Here is a 20,343-nt window from a genome sequence, read left to right on the forward strand (position 1 = left end):
CGCGCCGGCGGCGCAGCGGTGCGCGAGCGGGGTCATCGACGGCGCTCGAGCTCGAGCAGGACCTCCGGACCGAGGACCGTGACGTCGCCCGCTCCCATCGTGATGACCAGGTCGCCGGGCCGCGCGATCCCCGCGACGACGCCCGGCACGTCCGACCAGCCCGGCACGAACCGCACGTGCCCGGCCGGCAGCGGCACGGCGTCGGCGACGAGCGCGCCGGTGACGCCGGGCTCGGGGTCCTCGCGGGCGCCGAACACGTCGAGCACCACGACCTCGTCGGCCAGGGCCAGCGCGCGGCCGAAGTCGGCGGCGAACTCGCGGGTGCGGGAGTACAGGTGCGGCTGGAACGCGACGACGACCCGCCCGGCCCCGGCCACGACGTCGCGCGCGGCGCGCAGCTGGGCCGCGACCTTGCTCGGGTGGTGGGCGTAGTCGTCGTACACGGCGACCCCGGCGGCCCGGCCCTTGAACTCGAAGCGGCGGCGCACGCCGTCGAACGCGGCGAGGCCCTCCAGCAGGTCCGCGGGCGACGCGCCCAGCTCCACCCCGGCCAGGAGCGCGGCGAGCGCGTTGAGGGCCATGTGCTCCCCCGGCACGCCGAGGTGCAGCAGGTGCTCCGCACCGCCGTGGCGGAGCACGACGCGGGCGCCGGGGCCGTCGGGCCGGAAGTCGACGAGCCGGGCGTCGGCCGACTCGTCGCGGCCGTAGCGCAGCACCCGGATCCCGCTGCGCTCGGCGAGCGCGGCCAGGTCGGCGGCTCCGGCGTCGTCGGCGCAGGCGACGAGCGCGCCACCGGGGGTGATCCGGCCGAGGAACTCGCCGAACGCCGCGACGTAGGCCTCGGGCGTGCCGTAGTGGTCGAGGTGGTCGGCCTCCACGTTGGTGACGACCGCGACCTGCGGGTCGAACGCGAGGAAGGAGGCGTCGCTCTCGTCGGCCTCGGCCACGAACACGTCGCCGAGGCCCTCGTGCGCCCCCGACCCGGACGACGCCAGGTCGCCGCCGATGGCGAAGGACGGGTCGAGCCCGGCGTGCTGCAGCGCGACCGTCAGCATCGAGGTGGTGGACGTCTTGCCCGCGGTACCGGTGACGGCGGCCAGCCGGCGGCCCCGGGTGAGGGCGGCGAGGGCCTGCGCGCGGTGCGCGACGTCCAGCCCGCGGGAGCGGGCCGCCGCGAGCTCGGGGTTGGTCTCCCGGATCGCCGAGGAGACGACGACGGTGGCCGGGGCGTCGGGCAGGTGCGCCGGGTCGTGGCCGACCTCGATGCGCGCCCCCAACGCCCGCAGGGCGAGCACGGTGCGCGAGTCCTTGGCGTCGGACCCGGAGACGGCGACGCCGCGGGCCAGCAGGATGCGGGCGATGCCGCTCATCCCGGCGCCGCCGATGCCGATGAGGTGGACGCGGTCGTGCAGCGTCACGGGGCCGGTGGGGGTCATGCGCGGGCCACCTCCAGCACCACGCGGGCCAGCCGCTCGTCGGCGTCGGCGTGCCCGGACGCGCGCGCGGCGGCGCCCATCAGGGCCAGCCGGGCGGGGTCGGTGAGCAGCGGGAGCAGCTCGGTGAGGACGCGCTCCCCGGTCAGCTCCCCGTCGGGGACGAGCACCCCGCCCCCGGCCGCGACGACCGGTCCGGCGTTGAGCGCCTGCTCCCCGTTGCCGTGCGGCAGCGGGACGTAGACGGCGGGCAGGCCGACCGCCGACACCTCGGCGACGGTCATCGCGCCCGCGCGCCCGAGCACGGCGTCGGCGGCGGCGTAGGCGAGGTGCATGTCGTCGATGTAGGGCAGCGGGACGTACCCGTCGGCGGCGGGGGCGGCGGTGCCGCCGCGGCCGTGGGCGTGCAGGACGGCGACGCGGGCGTCGAGCAGGCCGGGCAGGGCCGCGGCGACCGCGGAGTTGAGCGTGCGCGCGCCCTGCGAGCCGCCGAAGACCAGCAGGACCGGGCCGTCGGCGGGCAGGCCGTACTTCTGCCGGGCCTCGGCGCGCAGCGCGGGGCGGTCGAGGGTGGTGACGGCGCGGCGCAGCGGGATGCCGAGCACCTCGGCGCCGGGCAGCCCGGACCCGGGGACGGCGGCGACGACCCGTGCGGCGAACCGGGCGCCCACCTTGTTGGCCAGGCCCGCGCGGGCGTTGGCCTCGTGCACGACGATCGGGACGCGGCCGCGGGCCCCGAGGTAGGCGGGCAGCGCGACGTAGCCGCCGAACCCGACCACGACGTCGGCGTCGACGGCGGCGAGCACCTCGCGGACCCGCCGGACCGCGACGCGGACCCGTCCGGGCAGGCGCAGCAGGTCCGCGCTGGGCCGGCGCGGCAGCGGGACCGGCGGGATCAGCTCCAGCGGGTAGCCGCGGGCCGGGATGAGCGTGGAGTCGAGGCCCCGCTCGGTGCCCAGCGCGGTGACCCGCGCGTCGGGGGCGAGGCGGCGCACCGCGTCGGCGAGGGCCAGCGCGGGCTCGATGTGCCCCGCGCTCCCCCCACCCGCGACGACGACGGACGGGCCGCTCATCGGACCCGCGCCGAGGCCCGGGTCACCGGTGCCCGGTAGGGCTGCGGCGGCGACAGCAGGAGCATCCGCGCGATCCGGCCCTGGCCCGGGCGGCGCAGCACGGCGACCGCCTCCGGCTCGTGGCGGGCGGCGTTGGCGAGGACGCCGAACACGAACATGGTGACCACGAGCGAGGTTCCTCCGGAGGAGATCAGCGGGAGCTGCAGCCCGGTCACCGGCAGCAGCCCCACGACGTAGCCGATGTTGATGGCGGCCTGGGCGACGAGCCAGGTCGTGGACGTGGCGACGACGATCCGCAGCCACGGGTCGGTGGTGCGCGAGGCGATCCGGAACCCGGTGTAGGCCAGCGTGGCGAACAGGGCGAGCACCGAGAACGCCCCGACGAAGCCGAGCTCCTCGCCGATGATCGCGAAGATGAAGTCGTTGTGGGCGTTGGGCAGGTAGCTCCACTTGGCGCGCCCCTGACCGAGGCCGACGCCGAGCAGGCCGCCGTCGGCGAGCGAGTACAGGGCCTGGCGCGCCTGGAAGCCGGCGGCCTGGGTGTCGCTGCTGTCCAGGAACGAGGTGATGCGCGCGAGGCGGTACGGCGCGGCCAGCCCGAGGATCAGCGCGCCGCCCGCGGCGCCCGCGAGCAGCGCCCCCATCAGGCGCAGCGGCGCCCCGCCGAAGTACAGCAGCGAGAGGACCACGACGCCGAGCGTGATCAGCATCCCGAAGTCGGGCTGGAGCACGAGCAGCACGCACAGCAGCAGCGCCACCGGCATGACCGGGGACAGCGCGTACTTCCAGCGGTGCATGACCGCGCGGCGGGCGGCGAGGACGTGCGCGCCCCACAGCGTCAGCGCCACCTTGACGGCCTCCGACGGCTGGATCGTGAACGAGCTCCCGATCGCGATCCACGCCTTCGAGCCGCTGCGCACGGTGCCGAACAGCAGGACGGCCACGAGCGCGACGACGCCGATCATCAGCGCGGCCGGGGCGAGCGAGCGCAGGCGGCGCGGGGAGATCCGCAGGCCGAGCCAGAACATCGCGACGCCGGGCACGCAGAACAGGAGCTGGCGGTAGAACACGTCGTAGGAGGACCCGTCGCTGACCAGCGACTCCACCGACGACGCCGACAGCACCATGACCAGGCCGAACAGCGTGAGCAGCCCGAAGACGCCGAGCACCAGGTGCAGCGAGGTGAGCGGGCGCGAGAGCCACTGGGCCAGCGCGGACCCGGCGCGGCCGACGGCCTGCCGCACGGCCCCCGGCGGCGACGCGGGGCGCCGGGCCGGGCTGCGCGTGCTCGGGCTGCGCGTGCCGGTGCCGCGCGTGCTCACGCGGGGACCTCCGCCAGCGCCGCCACGGCGGCCGCGAACGCCTCCCCGCGGGCGGCGTAGTCGCGGAACTGGTCCATCGAGGCCGCCGCGGGGGCGAGCAGGACGACGTCGCCGGGCTCGGCGAGAGCGGCGGCACGGCGGACGGCGGAGGACATGGGGCCATCGTCGCCCGCGACCACCTCGCTCACGGGGACCTCGGGCGCGTGTCGCGCGAGCGCGCCGAGGATCTCCGAGCGGTCGGTGCCGATCACGACGACGCCGCGCAGCCGCCCGGCGTGGCGGGCCACCAGGTCGTCGACCGAGGCGCCCTTGAGCAGCCCGCCCGCGATCCAGACGACCCGGCCCGGCACCGCGGCCAGCGACGCCGAGGCCGCGTGCGGGTTGGTGGCCTTCGAGTCGTCGACGTAGCCGACGCCGCCGACCTCGGCCACCCGCTCGGCCCGGTGGCGCCCCGGCCGGAACCCGGCCAGCCCCGCCCGCACCGCCTCCGGCCCGACGCCGTGGGCCCGGGCCAGCGCCGCGGCGGCCAGCGCGTCGGTGACGCCGGGCGGGCCGCCGGGCTCGACGTCGGCGGCGGGGAGCAGCGCCGTCCCGTGCCCGGAGGCCCCCTCACCGAACGACCGGTCGACCAGCACGCCGTCGACGACGCCCAGCTCCCCCGCCCGCGGCTCGCGCAGCGTCACTCCGACCTTCCGCGGGGCCGGGGCGGCCGCCAGCAGGGCGGCGGCGCGGTCGTCGTCGACACCGGCGACGGCGACCGGGCCGAGCAGGGCGCGGGCCTTCGCGGCGGCGTAGGCGTCCATCGAGCCGTGCCAGTCGAGGTGGTCCTCGGCGACGTTGAGCACGACCCCCGCGGCCGGGACGATCGACGGCGACCAGTGCAGCTGGAAGCTCGACAGCTCCACGGCGAGCACGCGGTGCCCGGCGAGCACGGCGTCGACGGCGGGGTAGCCGATGTTGCCGCAGGCCACGGCGTCGAGACCGGCTGCGCGCAGCACCGCCTCGAGCATCCCGGTGGTCGTGGTCTTGCCGTTGGTCCCGGTGACGACGAGCCACGCGGGCGGCTCGGGGCGCGCGGCACCCAGCCACCACGCGAGCTCGGTCTCCCCGACGACGGGTACGCCGAGGCGGGTGATCGGGTGGTCGGGGCGGCGCCCGGGCCCGGTGACGACGAGCGCGGTGCCCGGCGGCAGGGCGTCCTCCGACCCGGCGACGGCGCCGTCGGGCAGGTCGACCAGCCGCGACGGCACGGAGTCGGTGACGGTGACCCTGGCCCCGATCCCGACCAGCGCCCTGGCGGCGGCGAGCCCGGAGACCCCCGCCCCCGCCACGACGACGACGGCCCCGCGCAGGTCCATCAGGCCCCTGCGCTCGCCGTCAGCCACTCGCTGTAGAACAGGCCCAGGCCCAGGGCCGCGCACATCGCCGCGAGCAGCCAGAACCGGATGATCACCGTGGTCTCCGCCCAGCCGGCCAGCTCGAAGTGGTGGTGGAACGGGGCCATCCGGAACAGCCGGCGCCGGGTCGTGCGGAACACCACGATCTGCAGCGCGACCGACAGCGCCTCCACCACGAACACCCCGCCGATGACGACGAGCAGCAGCTCCGTGCGCGTCACCATCGACAGCCCGGCGATCAGGCCGCCGAGGGCGAGCGAGCCCGTGTCACCCATGAAGATCCGGGCGGGTGCGGCGTTCCACCACAGGAACCCGATGCAGGCGCCCATCGCGGCGGCGGCGACGAGCCCGACGTCGAGCGGGTCGCGCACCTGGTAGCAGCCCGCGACGGGGTTGATCGCGCACGCGTTGCGGAACTGCCAGAACGCGATGATCACGTAGGTGGCCAGCACCATCGCCGAGGTGCCCGCGGCGAGCCCGTCGAGGCCGTCGGTGAGGTTCACCGCGTTCGACCAGGCCGCGATCACCAGGTAGGCGAACAGCACGAACCCGATCGCGCCGAAGCTCAGCACGGTGATGTCGCGGACGAACGACAGGCTCGTCGAGGCCGGGGTGAGCCCGTCGGAGTTGGCGAAGCGGACCGCGAGCACCCCGAACACGACCGCGGTGATCAGCTGCCCGACCAGCTTGGAGGTCTTGTTCAGCCCGAGGTTGCGCTTGCGGCGGAGCTTGAGGAAGTCGTCGAGGAAGCCGACGGCCCCCAGCGCGGTGGTCAGGAACAGCACGAGCAGCGCGGAGAGCGTGATCGGCTCGCTGGTGAACAGGTGCGAGAGCAGGTAACCCAGCCAGATCGCGATGAGGATCGCGACGCCGCCCATCGTCGGCGTGCCGCGCTTGGCCTGGTGGCTCGACGGCCCCTCCGCGCGGATCTCCTGGCCGAACCCCTGCCGCGCGAAGAAGCGGATCAGGTACGGCGTGAGCAGGATCGACACCGCGAGCGCCACGCCCGCGGCGATGAAGACACCTCTCACCGAGCTCCCTCCGGGCCGTGACCGTCGATCAGACGGGCCGCCAGCCTCTCCAGGCCCGCCGCACGGGAGGCCTTGACCAGCACGACGTCCCCGGGCCGGAGTTCGGCCCGCAGCAGTTCCAGTGCGTCGTCGACGTCGGCGGTCTCGCGGGGCGCCCCGTACTCGGGCGCACCCACCGCCACCAGCTCGTCGACGCCGTGCGCCAGCGCGTCGGCCGCGACCTGCGCGTGCGCGGCGTCGGAGCCCTCCCCCAGCTCGCCGATCCGGCCGAGCACGGCCCAGGTCCGGCGGCCGGTGCCGATCGAGGCCAGCGCCGCGAGGGCGGCCCGCATCGACTCCGGGTTGGCGTTGTAGGCGTCGTTGACGACGGTGACGCCGTCGGGGCGCTCGGTGAGCTCCATCCGCCACCGCGAGGTGGGCTCGGCGAGCGAGAGCGCGGTGGCGACGCCGTCGACGGTGCCCCCGGCCTCCAGGGCCACGGCCGCGGCGGCGAGGGCGTTGGCGACGTGGTGCTCACCGACCAGGCGCAGCGCGACCGGGGCCGACCCGCCGGGGGCGACGAGGGTGAACCGGGCCCGCCCGGCGGCGACGACGACGTCCTCGGCGCGGACGTGCGCGTTGGGGTGCCGCCCGGTGAGCACGACGTGGGCCTCGGTGCGGATGCCCATCGCCGCGACGGCGGGGTCGTCGGCGTTGAGCACCGCCACGCCGTCGGCGGGCAGCGCCTCCACCAGCTCGCCCTTGGCCTGCGCGATCGCGGCGACCGAGCCGAACTCGCCGAGGTGCGCGCTGCCGACGTTGAGCACCACCCCGATCCGCGGCGGCACGGCCGCGGCGAGCGCGGCGATGTGCCCGGCGCCGCGCGCGGAGAACTCCAGCACGAGGTGGCGGGTGTCCTCCCCGGCGCGCAGCGCGGTCCAGGGCAGGCCGAGCTCGTTGTTGAACGACCCGGGCGGGGCGACGGTCTCCCCCAGCGGCTCCAGCACGGCGGCGAGCAGGTCCTTCGTCGACGTCTTGCCCGAGCTGCCGGTGACGCCGACGACCAGGAGGCCCGGCAGGTCCGCCACCGCGTGCCCGGCGAGCCGCGCGAGCGCCGCGAGGACGGCGGCGCCGTGGCCGTCGGGGTCGGTGGCCGCGAGGTAGGTGTCGGTGCGCCGGTCGGGCACCGGCGGGACGACCACGGCCGGGGCGTCGACCTCGCGGCCGGCCAGCACCGCCACCGCGCCCGCGTCGACCGCGGCCGCGGCGAAGGAGTGCCCGTCGACCCGCTCCCCCGGCAGCGCGACGAACAGCCCGCCCGCCCGGACCGCGCGGGTGTCGAACTCCACCGCCGTGACGACCTCGTCGCCGGTCGCCCGGTGCAGGCGCCCGCCGGTGACCGCCGCGACCTGCGCCAGCGTCGTCGGCCTCACGGGCGCACCCCCGCCGCGGACAGCGCCGACGCGAGCTCGGCGGCGTCGTCGAAGGGGTGCTTGACCCCGTGGATCTCCTGGCCGACCTCGTGCCCCTTGCCCGCGACGACGACGGCGTCACCCGGCCCGGCCGCGGCGACGGCGGCCGCGATCGCGGCCCGGCGGTCGCCGATCTCCACGACCTCGCCGCGGCCCGGCTCGGCCACCGCCCCGGCGAGCATCGCGGCGCGGATCTCCGCGGGGTCCTCGGTGCGGGGGTTGTCGTCGGTGACGACCAGCAGCGACGACCGGGCCGCCGCGGCCGCGCCCATCATCGGGCGCTTGCCGCGGTCGCGGTCGCCGCCGCAGCCGAGCACCGTGATGATCCGGCCGTGGACCTCGTCGCGCAGGGCGTCGAGCAGGGCGGCGACGGCGGCGGGCTTGTGCGCGTAGTCGACGACGGCCAGGAACGGCTGCCCGGAGTCGACGCGCTGCATCCGCCCCGGCACCGCGACGCCCGCGATCCCGGCCGCCCCGACCTCGGCCGGCACGCCGACGGCGTCCAGGCAGGCCAGCGCGACGAGCGCGTTGGCCACGTTGAACGCCCCCGGCAGCAGCAGCCGGGCCGGGACCGCGCGCCCGTAGGGGGTGAGCACGGTGAACGTCTGCGAGCCGTCCTGGCCGGTCACGGCGTCGACCGCGCGCCAGTCGGCGGGCGCGCCGGTGCTGCTGACCGTGACCACCCCGGGCGTGCGCGCGGCGAGGCGCTGCCCCCACCCGTCGTCGACGCAGACCACGCCGTGCTGCGCCCACCGGTCGAACAGCGTGGCCTTGGTCTCGAAGTAGTCCTCCATGTCGCGGTGGAAGTCGAGGTGGTCCTGCGACAGGTTCGTGAACGCGCCGACGGCGAACCGCGTGCCGCCGACCCGACCCAGCGCGAGCGCGTGGCTGGACACCTCGACGGCGACGTCGGTGACCCCGGCCTGGGCCATCACCGCGAACAGGGCCTGCAGGTCGGGGGCCTCGGGGGTGGTGAACGAGCTCGGCAGGCGCTGCGCCCCGACGCGGGTGCCGATGGTGCCGATCAGCCCGGTCGAGCGCCCGGCCGCGGCCAGCCCGGTCTCGACGAGGTGGGTGACGGTGGTCTTGCCGGAGGTCCCGGTGACGCCCAGGACGGTCAGCGCGGCCGTCGGGTCGCCGTAGACGAGCGAGGAGGCCGAGCCGAGCACCGTGCGCGGGGCGGGGTGGACCAGCACCGGGACGCCGATCGGGCGCGTCGCGCCGTCGGGGTCGGTGAGCACGGCGACCGCACCGGCGGCGACCGCGGCCGCGGCGAAGTCGGCGCCGTGGGCGCGCGTGCCGGGCAGGGCGGCGAACAGGTCGCCCGGCCGGACGTCGGAGGCGCGCAGCGTCACGCCCGTCACCAGGACCCCGGGCGGGGGCGGGGCGACCCCGATCCGGGCCGCGACGGCGCGCAGGTCCGTCGGCGGCAGCCCCCGCGGACGGGTCGGCACCTCGGTGGGCGGGCTCGGGTACGACACGGGGGGAGGCTACCGGCGGGCACCGCGGCCCCTGCCCGCGCACCGGGCCCCGTCACCGCAGGCCCGGACCGCCCGGCGCAGCAGGATCACCGGTCGTCGCGGGCCCGTCACACGCTGCGCGGCCGCCGTCCGGGCCCCGACCGGTGATCGCGGGCGACCCCCGTCCGGCCGACCCCGGGCCCGGCCCGTCCCGGCCCCGGCGGGGACGGTGGGCCCCGGTCCGGTCACCGCCCCCACCCGGCCGACCACCGATGCCCGGTTCGTCCCCGGGCGGCGTCAGGGGGCGACGAGGGTCTGGACGGGCGCCGGGTCCGCGCTCACCGGCAGCCCCTCGCGCTGGGCGAGGTAGCTGGCGATGTCGTGGAACAGCGGGGCGGCGCTGGAGCCGCCCGCCGGGGCGTCGAGCATGATCGCGATGACGTAGCGGGGGTCCTGCGCCGGGATCATGCCGGCGAAGGTGATCCAGTACGACGACCGCGAGTAGCACGCGCAGGCCGGGTCGACCTGCTGGGCCGTGCCGGTCTTGCCCGCCACCTGGTAGCCCGGGACGGCCGCCTGCGGACCCGTGCCGCGCTGGCCGCGGGCGTCCTGGGTGACCGCGGTGAGCATGGTCCGCACCTGCTCCGCCGTCTCCGGCGACACCACCTGCACCGGCTCCGGGGCCGGCGTCGGGGTGCGCAGGCCGTCGGGCCCGACGGTCCCCGCGATGATCCGCGGCGGGATCCGCACCCCGTCGTTGGCGATGGCCTGGTACATCCCCGCCATCTGCAGCACCGTCATCGACAGGCCCTGCCCGATCGGCAGGTTGCCGAACGTGGAGCCCGACCACGCCTCCCGCGCCGGGACCGACCCGGCGCTCTCGCCGGGCAGGCCGACCTCGGTGCGCGTGCCGATCCCGAACGCGGCGAGCATCGCGGCGAAGCGGTCCTCGCCGACGCGCTGGGCGGTCATGATCGTGCCGACGTTGGAGGACTTCGCGAGCACGCCGGTCAGCGTGTACCGCTCGACCCCGTGGTCCCAGGCGTCCTTGATCGTGCGGTCGGCGACGTCGATGCTGCCCGGCACGGACAGCACCTCGTCGGGGGTGGCCACGCCGTACTCCAGCGCCGCCGCCATCGTGACGACCTTGTTCACCGAGCCGGGCTCGAACGGGCTGGTCACGGCCGGGTTGCCGCCACCGCTGCCGGTGGAGCGGTCGGCGTCGCCGCCGTTGGCCAGCGCGAGCACCTGCCCGGTCGCGACGTCGAGCACGACGGCCGAGGACGACTCCCCCGCCCCGGTGCGCGCGACCTCGTCGGCCAGCGCGCGCTGCACGGTGAACTGCAGGTCCGAGTCGAGCGTGAGCTGCAGGTCCGAGCCGGGCACGACGGGCCGCTCGAACTGCGTGCTGCCCGGGATCTCCGCCGCGCTCTCCTCCGCCTGCCCGACGACCCGCAGCCCGGGCGAGCCGGCCAGCAGGTTGTCCTGCGAGTTCTCCAGGCCCTCACGGCCGGTGATCCGCTCCTCGCCCGCGTCCCAGCGGGAGAAGCCGACGATGCTCGACGCCAGCGAGCCGCCGGGGTACTCCCGCTTCTCGCGGTACTCCTCGGCGATCAGCGGGAAGCGTTCGCGCAGGTCACGGGCCACGTCGGGGTCGACGTACTCGGCGAGCACGACGTAGCCGCGGTCGGCGCTGAGCTTGTCGACGAGCTCCTGGCGGTCCTGCCCGGTCGACGCCGCGACCGCGGTGGCCATCTCCTGGACCATCCCCGCGGTGCCGTCGCCGAGGGTCCGGGCGATCGTGCGCGGGTTGGCGACCAGCGCGCGGGCCTCGACGCTGAACGCCAGCGGCGTGCCCGCGCGGTCCAGGATCGAACCGCGCTCGGCGGGCACCACCAGCTCGACGGTGCGCTGGCGCTCCGCGGCCGCCGTCAGCTCGGAGGCCTGCACGGTCTGCACGGTGACGAGCTTGAGCGTGGCCAGACCCAGCGCCACGACGAGCACGATCCGGCCGACCTTGAACCGGGCGTCGTGGTCGCGGGCGCGCGGCGCCGGGCGCCGCGGCGCGGCCTTCCGCACGACGGGTGCGGTGCGGGCCGCTCCGCCGGGCCGGGTCCGGGGCGGGGCGGAGGGCATCAGCCCGCGGCCGGGTCGGCGGCGGGCTGCGCGTCGACGGGCTGCGTGTCCGCGGGCTGCGTGGCGACGGGCTCGGCGGCGGGCTCGGCCACGACCGGGGCGACCCCGGCCGCCAGGTCCGGGTCCAGTGCCGCGTTCGGGTCGACCGCGTTCGGGTCGGCCGGCGCGTTCGGGTCCACGGGCGCGTTCGGGTCCACGGCGGCGTTCGGGTCCACCGGCGCGTTCGGGTCCACCGGCGCGTTCGGGTCCACCGGGACCGGGGCGGGCGCCGGGGCCGCGACGACGGGCGGTGCGGGCGCGCGGGCCGCCAGGGGTTCCCCGACGACGGTGACCGCGCCGTCCTCGCCGACGACGAGCCGGGCCGGGTCCTGCACCGGCACCATCCCCATCTCCGACGCGCGGCGGGCGAGCTCGGGGGCCGAGGCCGCCACGGCGACCTCCCGGCGCAGCCGCTCCACCTGCTCGGTCAGCGCGCCGGTCTCGTCACGGGCGGCCTGCAGCCGGTAGGAGTCGGCCGCCGCGGCCGTGGACAGCCACAGCGTCGTCACCAGTCCGACGCCCAGCAGCACCATCACCAGCAGCACGAACTGCGCCCGGCGGGTCGATGGCCCGGACCGCGCGGGACGCGCGCCGCCGCCGACGAGGCGGCGCAGCCGCTCGTCCCGCTTCGCGTAGGCCCGCCGGGCCGCGGGCGCCCCCCGCTGGGCGGGGATCACCGCCGGCTCGGGTGCGCGCGCCGGCCGGGGCGCGGTGCGCACCCGGGAACGTTCGGTCACCGGCGCGCTCATGTCTGCCCCACCTCCGTGCTCATGCCGCGTTCCCCCCCATGGGTCCCGCCTGGATCCGTTCCGCCGCCCGCAGGCGCACCGAGGCGGCCCGCGGGTTGTCGGCGATCTCGTCGTCCGTCGCCTGCTCCGACCCCCGGGTCAGCAGCCGCAGCTCGGGGCCGTGCCCGGGCAGCTCGACGGGCAGGTCGACCGGGGTGCGCGAGCCGGACCGCCCGGCCAGCTCGCGCTTGACCATCCGGTCCTCCAGCGAGTGGTAGGACAGCACCACGAGGCGGCCGCCGACCGCGAGCGCGTCGAGCGCGGCGGGCAGTGCGCCGCGCAGCGCCTCCAGCTCGGCGTTGACCTCGATCCGCAGCGCCTGGAACGTCCGCTTCGCGGGGTGCCCCCCGGTCCGCCGCGACGCCGCGGGCACCGCGGTGTAGAGCAGCTCGACGAGCTCCGCGCTGCGCCGCAGCGGCGCCGTCGCCCGGCGCCTGCCCACCGCCTGGGCGATGCGCAGCGCGAACCGCTCCTCGCCGTACTCCCGCAGCACACGGGCCAGCTGCGGGACGGGGTAGGTGTTGAGCACGTCGGCCGCGGTGGGCCCGGTGGTGGGGTCCATCCGCATGTCGAGGTCGGCGTCGCGGGAGTAGGAGAACCCGCGCTCGTCGGCGTCGAGCTGCAGCGAGGACACGCCGAGGTCGAACAGCACGCCGTCGACGGGCCCCAGCCCCCGATCGGCGAGCACCTCGGCGATCTCGTCGTAGACCGCGTGCACGAGGTGCGTGCGGTCGGCGTACGCGACGAGCCGGCGCCCGGCGAGCGCCAGGGCGTCCGGGTCGCGGTCGAGGCCGACGAGGACCAGCCGCGGGTGCGCCGCCAGCAACGCCGCCGCGTGGCCGCCGAGGCCCAGGGTGGCGTCGATGAGCACGGGGGGTGGCCCGGGCCGCGTCAGAGCGGGCGCGAGCAGCTCGGCCACACGGGGCAGGAGCACCGGGACGTGCCTGGCCCCAGCCGGCCCGTCCTGATCATCCTGCACTGCTCACCTCCCACGCCCTGCCCGCCACCGCCGCCGTACCGCCGTGCCCCGCCGTCGGTGACCCGCGGACCGCACCCGTGCTCCCCAGCCTGGGTGTGGTCGGCGGTGTCCCCACCCGGACGCCGCGCGCACCTCCACGTCACCGCCGGACCTGGCACCGGGGAAGGTGCGCCAGGGCCGCAGGCGTCGGGGAAGGGACGCGGCGCCCGGGTGGGGACACCGACACGTTCGTTCCTCGCGGGCTCAGATGAGCCCGGGAAGGACCTCCTCCTGCGCTTTCGCGTACTCGTCCTCGTGCTGTTCCTGGTACTGCTGCCAGGCCTGCGCGTCCCAGATCTCGGCGCGCGTGAACGCGCCGATCACCACGCAGTCCTTGCTGAGCCCCGCGTAGCGCCGCAGCTCCGCGTTGATCGCGATGCGGCCCTGCGAGTCGGGGTTCTGGTCGTCGGTGCCGGAGAAGAGGTTGCGTTGGAACACCCGGGCCGACTCGCTGGTGAGCGGAGCCGAGGCGACCTTCGCCGCCATCTCGCCGAAGGCCTCCCTGGTGAACACGTAGAGGCAGTGGTCCTGCCCTTTCGTGATCATCAGACCGCCTCGCAGCTCGTCCCGGAACTTGGCGGGCAGCGTGAGCCGCCCCTTGTCGTCCAGCTTCGGGGTGTAGGTGCCGAGGAACATCGGCGCCACCTCCACCGCGGCCGGTGCCGAGGCGATCCCAGTGCGCCCCAGCGATCTCCACACTACCCCACTTCCCTCCACCGTCAACACGTGCCACGACCGCTCATCCGCTGGTCGCACGCGATAACCGCAGCTCAGGGCGTCGTCGATCCGGTGGGGGGCCGTGGGGCACCACACGGCCGCGCGACGACTTTCGTCGCCCAGGATGCTCCATTCAGCTACGCACAGTGACGGATATCGCCACACGAGACCTCCGGAGCCGGGCTGGTGGGGCGCCGTGGGGGGGCCGGTGGGGATCGCCCGCCGGAGCGGTGGGGGGAAGTGGTGGACGCCCCGACGTCACCCGTCCGGGTACGCCGATCGCCGCGGTTTGACAGACTGGGCCGCGGAGCGCCCCGTCGGGGGGCTCACGAAGCGCGAGGAGGTCGGGTGACGACGACGAGCAGCCGTTCCGGTCGGGACGCGGTCCCCGGCGTCGGGCTGGCCGAGGTGGCCGAGCTGAGCGCCCGGGTCGCGGCCAACATCCAGCGCGTGATCGTCGGCAAGCCCGACGTCGTGCGGGTCGCGCTGGTGACGCTGCTGGCCGAGGGCCACCTGCTCGTCGAGGACGTGCCGGGCGTCGGCAAGACGTCGCTGGCGAAGGCGCTGGCCCGGTCGATCGACTGCTCGGTCAGCCGCGTGCAGTTCACCCCCGACCTGCTGCCCGGCGACATCACCGGGATGTCGATCTACAACCGGCAGTCCACGGAGTTCGAGTTCCGGCCCGGCCCGGTGTTCGCCAACATCGTCATCGCCGACGAGATCAACCGGGCGTCGCCGAAGACGCAGTCGGCGCTGCTGGAGTGCATGGCCGAGCACCAGGTCACCGTCGACGGCGCCACCTACGCCCTCGCGAGCCCGTTCATGGTCGTGGCCACGCAGAACCCGATCGAGATGGACGGCACGTACCCGCTGCCCGAGGCCCAGCGCGACCGCTTCACCGCGCGCGTGTCCGTCGGCTACCCCGACGTCGCGGCCGAGCTCGCGATGGTCGACGAGCACGCCACCGTCGACCCCCTCGACTCGCTCGGGCCGGTCACCGACGCCCGTCGGCTGCACGCCGTCATCGAGGCGGTGCGGCACGTGCGCCTCGGGCCGGAGGTGCGGCAGTACTGCGTCGACCTGGTCGGGATCACCCGCCGGCTGCCCGAGGTGCGCCTCGGCGCCTCGCCGCGCGCCACCCTGCAGCTCGTGCGCGCGGCGAAGGCCCAGGCCGCGCTGGCCGGGCGCGGGTTCGTCGTGCCCGACGACGTGCAGGCCGTCGCCGTCCCGGTGCTCGCGCACCGCCTGCTGCTCACCCCGGACGCCCAGGCGTCGCGGCGCTCCGCGGTCGACCTCGTCCGCGCACTGCTCGGCCGCCATCCCGTCCCGCAGCGGGCGGGAGGCTGACCGTGCGGCCGGTGCGGACGACGGGGCGAGTGATCACGTGCGGCTAGCGGGCCTCACGACGCGCGGGCGCTGCCTGCTCGCCGCCGGCGCGGCCACCGCGGTCTCGGCGTTCGTCCTCGACGAGCGCGACCTGCTCCGCGTCGGCGCCTTCGTCGCCCTGCTGCCGCTGCTCGCCCTGCTCGTGTCGGTGTTCACCCGCCGCTCGGTGCGCGGGGCGCGGGAGGTCTCCCCCGAGCGCGTCCCGGCCGGCGGCGAGGTCGCCGTCGCGATCACGCTGCGGGGCGGGCCGCTGGTCGGGGCGCTGCGCCTGGTCGACGCCGTGCCGGACGCCTCGGGCCCGCAGCCGTCGGCGCCGCCCCGGTTCACGGTGCACCGGCTGTCCCCCCGCGCCGGCGCGCAGCTGTCCTACCCGCTGGTCCCCGCCCAGCGCGGCGTGCACCGGATCGGCCCGCTCACCGGCGGCTCCACCGACCCGCTCGGGCTCGCCGAGTTCGAGCGCGAGCTCGCCCCCGCCTCCCGGCTGGTCGCGCTGCCCCGGGTCGTCGCGCTGCGCGGCATGCCGCAGGCGCTCGGCTCCGGCGAGGGCACCCCGGGCGCCGCGCTCGCCCACCAGGGCCAGGGCCGGTCCGACGTCCTCGTGCGCCAGTACCGCCAGGGCGACGAGCTGCGCCGCGTGCACTGGCGCAGCACCGCCCGCCACGACGAGCTGATGGTCCGGCTCGAGGAGCGGCCGTGGCGCACCGGCACCACCGTGCTGCTCGACCGCCGCGACGCCGCGCACCGCGGCCACGGCCCCGACTCCAGCCTGGAGGTCGCGATCAGCCTCGCCGCGAGCATCTGCACCCACCTCGGCGGGCGCGGCGAAGTGATCACGCTGGTCACCGAGGACGGCGCCGAGCTGGGCACGGCCTCCGGCGACATCGACCCGCTGCTCGACACGCTCGCCGCGCTCCGCCCGGCCGCCCGCACCGACCTCGCGGGCCCCGAGCTCGCCGGCGACGTGCTCGCGGTGCTCGGGGCGCTCGGCGCGGGCGACCTGGAGTCGCTGGTCGCCCGCCAGCCCGCGGGCGGGCACGCGGTCCTGCTCGACGTCGCGGGCTGGGAGCCGGCCGGCCGCGGCCCCGACGTCGCCGCCGCGGCCACCGCGCTGCGCCGCGCCGGGTGGCGGGTCGCCGTCGCCCGTGCGGGCGTCGCGCCGGACCGGGCGTGGGACGAGCTGGTCGCCCAGAGCATCGGGAGCACGTCGTGACGCTCACCGCCCCCCGGCCCACCCGCAGCGCGCCCCCGGCCGCGGCCCCCGGCCCCGCGCCGCGCCCGCTGGCCCCGCTGCTGTGCGGGATCGCGGTGCTGCTCGCCGCGGGCCCGGTCTCCGCCGTCGTCCAGGGCCCGGCCTGGCTGGGCTACGCGGGCGCGGCGGTCGGGCTCGTCGCCGTCGTCGGGGTGGCGGCGTCGTTCGTGCCGCGGATCCCGGCCCTCGCCGTGGCCGTCGCGCAGGTCGCGGCGCTGATCGGCCTGCTCACGGCCCTGTTCAGCGACGAGGGCGTCGCCGGTGTGCTGCCCGGACCGGCCGCCGTCGCCGACCTGGGCGCGCTGCTGGTCGGGGCGGGCGGGCAGATCGACGTCGGCACCGCCCCCGTCGCGTCGACGCCGGAGATCCTGTTCCTCGTCACCGCCGCGCTCGGCCTGCTCGCCGTGGCGGTGCACCTGTCCGCCGTGGGGGCCGAGGCGCCCGCCGCGGCCGGGGTGCCGCTGCTCGCCGCGTTCGCGGTGCCCGCCGCGCTCGCCGACGACCTGCTCCCCTGGTGGACCCTCGCCACCGCCGCGCTCGGGTTCGGCCTGCTGCTGCTCGCCCCCGACGGCAACCGCCGCCAGATCCCGGGCGGCGCGGTGCTCGTCGCCGGAGCGGCGGTGCTCGCCCTGCTGGTCGGCACGGCCACGGCCTTCGTCGGCACCGCGGGCCGCTTCGACGGCGGCGGCGACGGCACGGGCCGCGGCGCGATCGGGCTGAGCCCGTTCACCGCGCTGCGCGGCCAGCTCGACCAGAGCACCCCCACCCCGCTGTTCGAGGTCCGTGGGCTGGCGCGGCCGCAGTACCTGCGCGCCCTGACCCTGAGCGACTACCAGGCCGGGGTGGGCTGGCAGGCCACCCGGCCGGGCCCGGGCGTCGACCCCGCCGGACCGTTCACGCCGCCGTCGGTGCCGGGCGACCTCGCCGACGTCACGATCGACAACGTCGGCTTCCGCGACTACTGGCTCCCGCTCTACGGCACCCCGCTGACGGTCGGCGGCCTGGCGCCCGACCTGTTCGTCTACGACGAGCCCAGCGGCATCGCCTACACCGCCCGCCCCCAGCAGCAGGACACGTGGACGCAGCAGGCGTTCCTGCCCGCCCCGACCACCGACCTGCTGCGCGCGGCGCAGGGCGAGCGGCCCGCGGCGATCTACGCGAACATCCTCGGCGTCGACCCCCGGGTCACCGAGATCGCGCAGCAGGTCACGGCGGGCGCCGCCACCGACTTCGACCGGGCGATGGCGCTGCAGGAGTACTTCACCGGGCCCGACAGCGAGTTCACCTACGACCTGGCCACGGCCCCGCCCGCCGGGGACGACGCGCTGGTCGAGTTCCTCACGGTCGGCCGGGTCGGGTACTGCGAGCAGTTCGCCTCCGCGATGGCCGTCATGCTGCGCACCGTCGGGGTGCCGGCGCGGGTGGCTGTCGGGTTCACCGCGGGCGCGCCCGTCGGCGACTACCGCGCCGTCGGCACCGGCGACGCCCACGCCTGGGTGGAGGCGTGGTTCCCCGGGATCGGCTGGACCGTGTTCGACCCCACCCCGCTCACCGACGGCCGCACGATCACCCCGCCGTACGTCGAGCAGGCCCGCGCGGAGGCCGCGAACGGCGGGGCCGGGGCGGACGGCGCCCCCGCTGTGCCGACCGCCCCCGTCCCGACCTCGGCCGCCGCCCCCACCGCCGACCCGCAGACGCCCGGGGCGGCCGCCCCCGCGCCCGCCCCGGCCGAGACCGGCCTGCCGCTGTGGCCGTTCGCCGTGCTGCCGGCGCTGGTGCTGCTGGGGCTGGTCCCGGCCCTGCTCCGGGCGCTGCGCGGGCGCTCCCGCCTCGCGGGCGCCACGGCCGGCGGCGAGGGGGCCGCCGCGGCGGCGTGGGAGGAGATCGTCGCGGCGTCGGTCGACCGCCGGGTGCCCGTCCCGGCCACCGACACCGTGCGGGCCGCCGCCCGACGCCTGGTGCGCGAGCACCGGCTCGACGCCGCGGCCCAGGACGCCGTGCGCGCCGTCGTCACCGCCGTCGAGGCGAGCTGGTTCGGCGACCGGCACCCGGCGCCCGGCGAGCTCACCGCACCGGTCCGGACGGTCCGCGCCGCGATCGCCGCGGGCAGCCCGATCACCCTGCGCGCCCGTCTGCTGCCCCCGTCGGTCCTCACGCGCCCGCCCCGCCCGGCCCCGGACCCGGCGACGACGAGCACCTGACCCGTACATCGCCGGCCCGGCAGCTCACCGGGCCCGGGCGGGCCCGCGCGCACGACAAGAGCCGCGGTGCCCGGACCGTGGTGGTCGGGGCTCCGCGGCTCGTGCGTGCGGGGCGCCTACTCCTGCTCGAAGCGGCGCCGGAAGCGCTCTTCCATGCGTCCGGTGAACCCGTTCTTCTCGGGCTCGGCCTCCGCGCTCGGGGCCGCGCCGGCGGGCGCCTTCCCCGACGAGGTGACGGCGAGCACCGATCCGCCGAGCATCACGACGAATCCCAGGACGCTGAGCACGATCAGCGCGACCATCCCGCCGCCGTCGGAGACGGACTGGATGACCACCCCGACCACGAGCATGACGAGACCGAGGGCGAACAGGGCGACGCCCTGCATGCGCCTGCGGCGGGTGGGTTTGCGCAACCGACCGCCGCGCACGGTCGATGCGAACTTCGGGTCCTCGGCGTAGAGAGCGCGCTCGATCTGTTCGAGCAGTCGCTGCTCGTGCTCGGAGAGGGGCATTACATCGCCTCCGGCACTACGTGTGCTGTTGTCGGTCATCTTCCAGGGTGCCGGAACGACGCGACGAACGCCCGGGGTGGGCCTCCTGAAGCAGAGGATACGAGCCCGCGGCCCAGTCGACCACCCGCACTCGTCGAGCGGGGGGTTGTGATTCACCGACGGCTCGACGAGGCGACCCCATCGGGTGTCCGGCGACCACGCTGCGGAGTGGTTCGACCACCCGGCGCAGTGGACTGCGCCCTCGTCGACCTCCCCGAGGCACCCGGAGGGGGCACCGGGCCCGATCACCGGTGACCGGCCGTCACCCACCCCGACGGGAGGTGCCGGGGATCACTCCGGCGAGCGCCGGGCCAGCACGTGCAGCCGTGCCGCGAGCTCGAGCAGTGCGGGGCGGGCCGCGGCCAGCGCCTCGAGCTCGGCGACCGCGCGGGACGCCGCGGGCCCCCCGTCGCGGACCGAGCCGGGCACCCACCCGTCGAGCACGCCGTCGCCCTGCACGGTCTCCGGCACGAGCCCGCCCTCGACGAGCAGCGCGTGCAGCTCGGCGGCGTCGAGCCGGCGGCGCAGGGGGTCGTCCGGGCCGCAGCGGCCGTTCGGGTCGACCAGCAGGGACCGGGCCTCGGCGAGGCGGCCGGCGATCGTGCGCCCGAGCACGGCGGCGTGGCGCCCCGCGACCAGCACGGAGACCGCCCCGCCGGGCGCGGTCGCGGCGGCCAGGGCCCGGACGGCGTGCCCGGCGTCGTCGACGACCTCCAGCAGACCGTGGCCGAGCACCAGGTCGGCTCCCCCGGCCGGCGCGACGTCGGCGAGCGCGTCGACGTCGCCCTGCACCGGGGTGACCAGCGCGTCGACGCCCGCCTCCCGGGCCCGGCGGTGCAGCGCGGCGAGGGCGTTGGGGCTGTTGTCGACGACGGTGACGGCGCAGCCCAGACGCGCGAGCGCGACGGCCCACGCCCCGCTGCCCCCGCCGACGTCGAGCACGTGCGGGACACCGCCACCGGCGGCCGACCGCTGCGCCGCTCGCGCGACCTCGGCCTCCAGCACGCGGTGCACGGGACCCGACGCCGCGGTCCCCGTCGGGTCGGGCGCGGGCGCATTCATGTCCAGCCTCACCGGCAGCAGCGTAGTGG

General features: G+C 76.9%; 16 protein-coding genes. 3 read left to right on the forward strand and 13 right to left on the reverse strand.

The window, feature by feature from the left end; all coding sequences use genetic code 11:
* Positions 1–32 precede the first annotated feature (32 nt).
* The 11 genes from murC to mraZ all read right to left on the reverse strand — a co-directional run bounded on the left by murC (position 33) and on the right by mraZ (position 13,784).
* The gene (gene murC, locus H6H00_RS27460) at positions 33–1,436 is read right to left on the reverse strand and encodes a UDP-N-acetylmuramate--L-alanine ligase (RefSeq protein ID WP_185718548.1); all 1,404 of its coding nucleotides are present in this window, start codon (positions 1,434–1,436) and stop codon (positions 33–35) included.
* A complete protein-coding gene (gene murG, locus H6H00_RS27465) occupies positions 1,433–2,506 on the reverse strand; it encodes an undecaprenyldiphospho-muramoylpentapeptide beta-N-acetylglucosaminyltransferase (RefSeq protein ID WP_185718549.1) in 1,074 nt (357 codons plus the stop codon). Before murG ends, murC begins: the two co-directional genes overlap by 4 nt.
* Complete coding sequence (gene ftsW, locus H6H00_RS27470; RefSeq protein WP_185718550.1) at positions 2,503–3,828, reverse strand: putative lipid II flippase FtsW; 1,326 nt, start codon at positions 3,826–3,828, stop codon at positions 2,503–2,505. Before ftsW ends, murG begins: the two co-directional genes overlap by 4 nt.
* The gene (gene murD / locus H6H00_RS27475; RefSeq protein WP_185722815.1) at positions 3,825–5,186 is read right to left on the reverse strand and encodes a UDP-N-acetylmuramoyl-L-alanine--D-glutamate ligase; all 1,362 of its coding nucleotides are present in this window, start codon (positions 5,184–5,186) and stop codon (positions 3,825–3,827) included. Before murD ends, ftsW begins: the two co-directional genes overlap by 4 nt.
* Positions 5,186–6,256, reverse strand: a complete 1,071-nt coding sequence (gene mraY / locus H6H00_RS27480) for a phospho-N-acetylmuramoyl-pentapeptide-transferase (RefSeq protein WP_185718551.1) — start codon at positions 6,254–6,256, stop codon at positions 5,186–5,188. The genes murD and mraY overlap by 1 nt, the downstream gene beginning before the upstream one ends.
* A complete protein-coding gene (locus H6H00_RS27485) occupies positions 6,253–7,668 on the reverse strand; it encodes a UDP-N-acetylmuramoyl-tripeptide--D-alanyl-D-alanine ligase (protein WP_185718552.1) in 1,416 nt (471 codons plus the stop codon). The genes mraY and H6H00_RS27485 overlap by 4 nt, the downstream gene beginning before the upstream one ends.
* Positions 7,665–9,188, reverse strand: coding sequence for a UDP-N-acetylmuramoyl-L-alanyl-D-glutamate--2,6-diaminopimelate ligase (locus H6H00_RS27490; protein ID WP_379539790.1), 1,524 nt, complete (start codon positions 9,186–9,188; stop codon positions 7,665–7,667). The genes H6H00_RS27485 and H6H00_RS27490 overlap by 4 nt, the downstream gene beginning before the upstream one ends.
* A gap of 276 nt (positions 9,189–9,464) precedes the next feature.
* Positions 9,465–11,303 (reverse strand): peptidoglycan D,D-transpeptidase FtsI family protein, encoded by a 1,839-nt coding sequence (locus H6H00_RS27495; RefSeq protein ID WP_185718553.1) that lies wholly within the window; start codon positions 11,301–11,303, stop codon positions 9,465–9,467.
* Positions 11,303–12,091 (reverse strand): cell division protein FtsL, encoded by a 789-nt coding sequence (gene ftsL / locus H6H00_RS27500; protein WP_185718554.1) that lies wholly within the window; start codon positions 12,089–12,091, stop codon positions 11,303–11,305. Before ftsL ends, H6H00_RS27495 begins: the two co-directional genes overlap by 1 nt.
* A gap of 19 nt (positions 12,092–12,110) precedes the next feature.
* Entirely contained in the window at positions 12,111–13,109 is a 999-nt protein-coding gene (gene rsmH, locus H6H00_RS27505; protein WP_185718555.1) for a 16S rRNA (cytosine(1402)-N(4))-methyltransferase RsmH, read from the reverse strand.
* Between the two features lie 243 nt (positions 13,110–13,352).
* Entirely contained in the window at positions 13,353–13,784 is a 432-nt protein-coding gene (gene mraZ / locus H6H00_RS27510; protein ID WP_185718556.1) for a division/cell wall cluster transcriptional repressor MraZ, read from the reverse strand.
* Between the two features lie 480 nt (positions 13,785–14,264).
* Between mraZ and H6H00_RS27515 the strand changes: the two genes are divergently transcribed.
* Genes H6H00_RS27515 through H6H00_RS27525 form a run of 3 tightly spaced genes read left to right on the forward strand, consistent with a single transcriptional unit; the run spans position 14,265 to position 18,701 of the window.
* The gene (locus H6H00_RS27515) at positions 14,265–15,212 is read left to right on the forward strand and encodes an AAA family ATPase (protein WP_255425888.1); all 948 of its coding nucleotides are present in this window, start codon (positions 14,265–14,267) and stop codon (positions 15,210–15,212) included.
* A gap of 37 nt (positions 15,213–15,249) precedes the next feature.
* Positions 15,250–16,461: a DUF58 domain-containing protein gene (locus H6H00_RS27520; RefSeq protein ID WP_185718558.1), complete on the forward strand. Its 1,212-nt coding sequence runs from the start codon at positions 15,250–15,252 to the stop codon at positions 16,459–16,461.
* Complete coding sequence (locus H6H00_RS27525) at positions 16,458–18,701, forward strand: transglutaminase TgpA family protein (protein WP_185718559.1); 2,244 nt, start codon at positions 16,458–16,460, stop codon at positions 18,699–18,701. The genes H6H00_RS27520 and H6H00_RS27525 overlap by 4 nt, the downstream gene beginning before the upstream one ends.
* Positions 18,702–18,817: 116 nt before the next feature.
* Here the strand turns inward: H6H00_RS27525 and H6H00_RS27530 are convergent, their stop codons facing one another.
* Both H6H00_RS27530 and H6H00_RS27535 read right to left on the reverse strand, forming a co-directional pair.
* Entirely contained in the window at positions 18,818–19,213 is a 396-nt protein-coding gene (locus H6H00_RS27530) for an SCO2097 family morphological protein (protein ID WP_185718560.1), read from the reverse strand.
* Between the two features lie 330 nt (positions 19,214–19,543).
* A complete protein-coding gene (locus H6H00_RS27535) occupies positions 19,544–20,314 on the reverse strand; it encodes an SAM-dependent methyltransferase (protein ID WP_185722817.1) in 771 nt (256 codons plus the stop codon).
* Positions 20,315–20,343 lie beyond the last annotated feature (29 nt).

This window comes from Pseudonocardia petroleophila (assembly GCF_014235185.1).
GTDB lineage: Bacteria > Actinomycetota > Actinomycetes > Mycobacteriales > Pseudonocardiaceae > Pseudonocardia > Pseudonocardia petroleophila.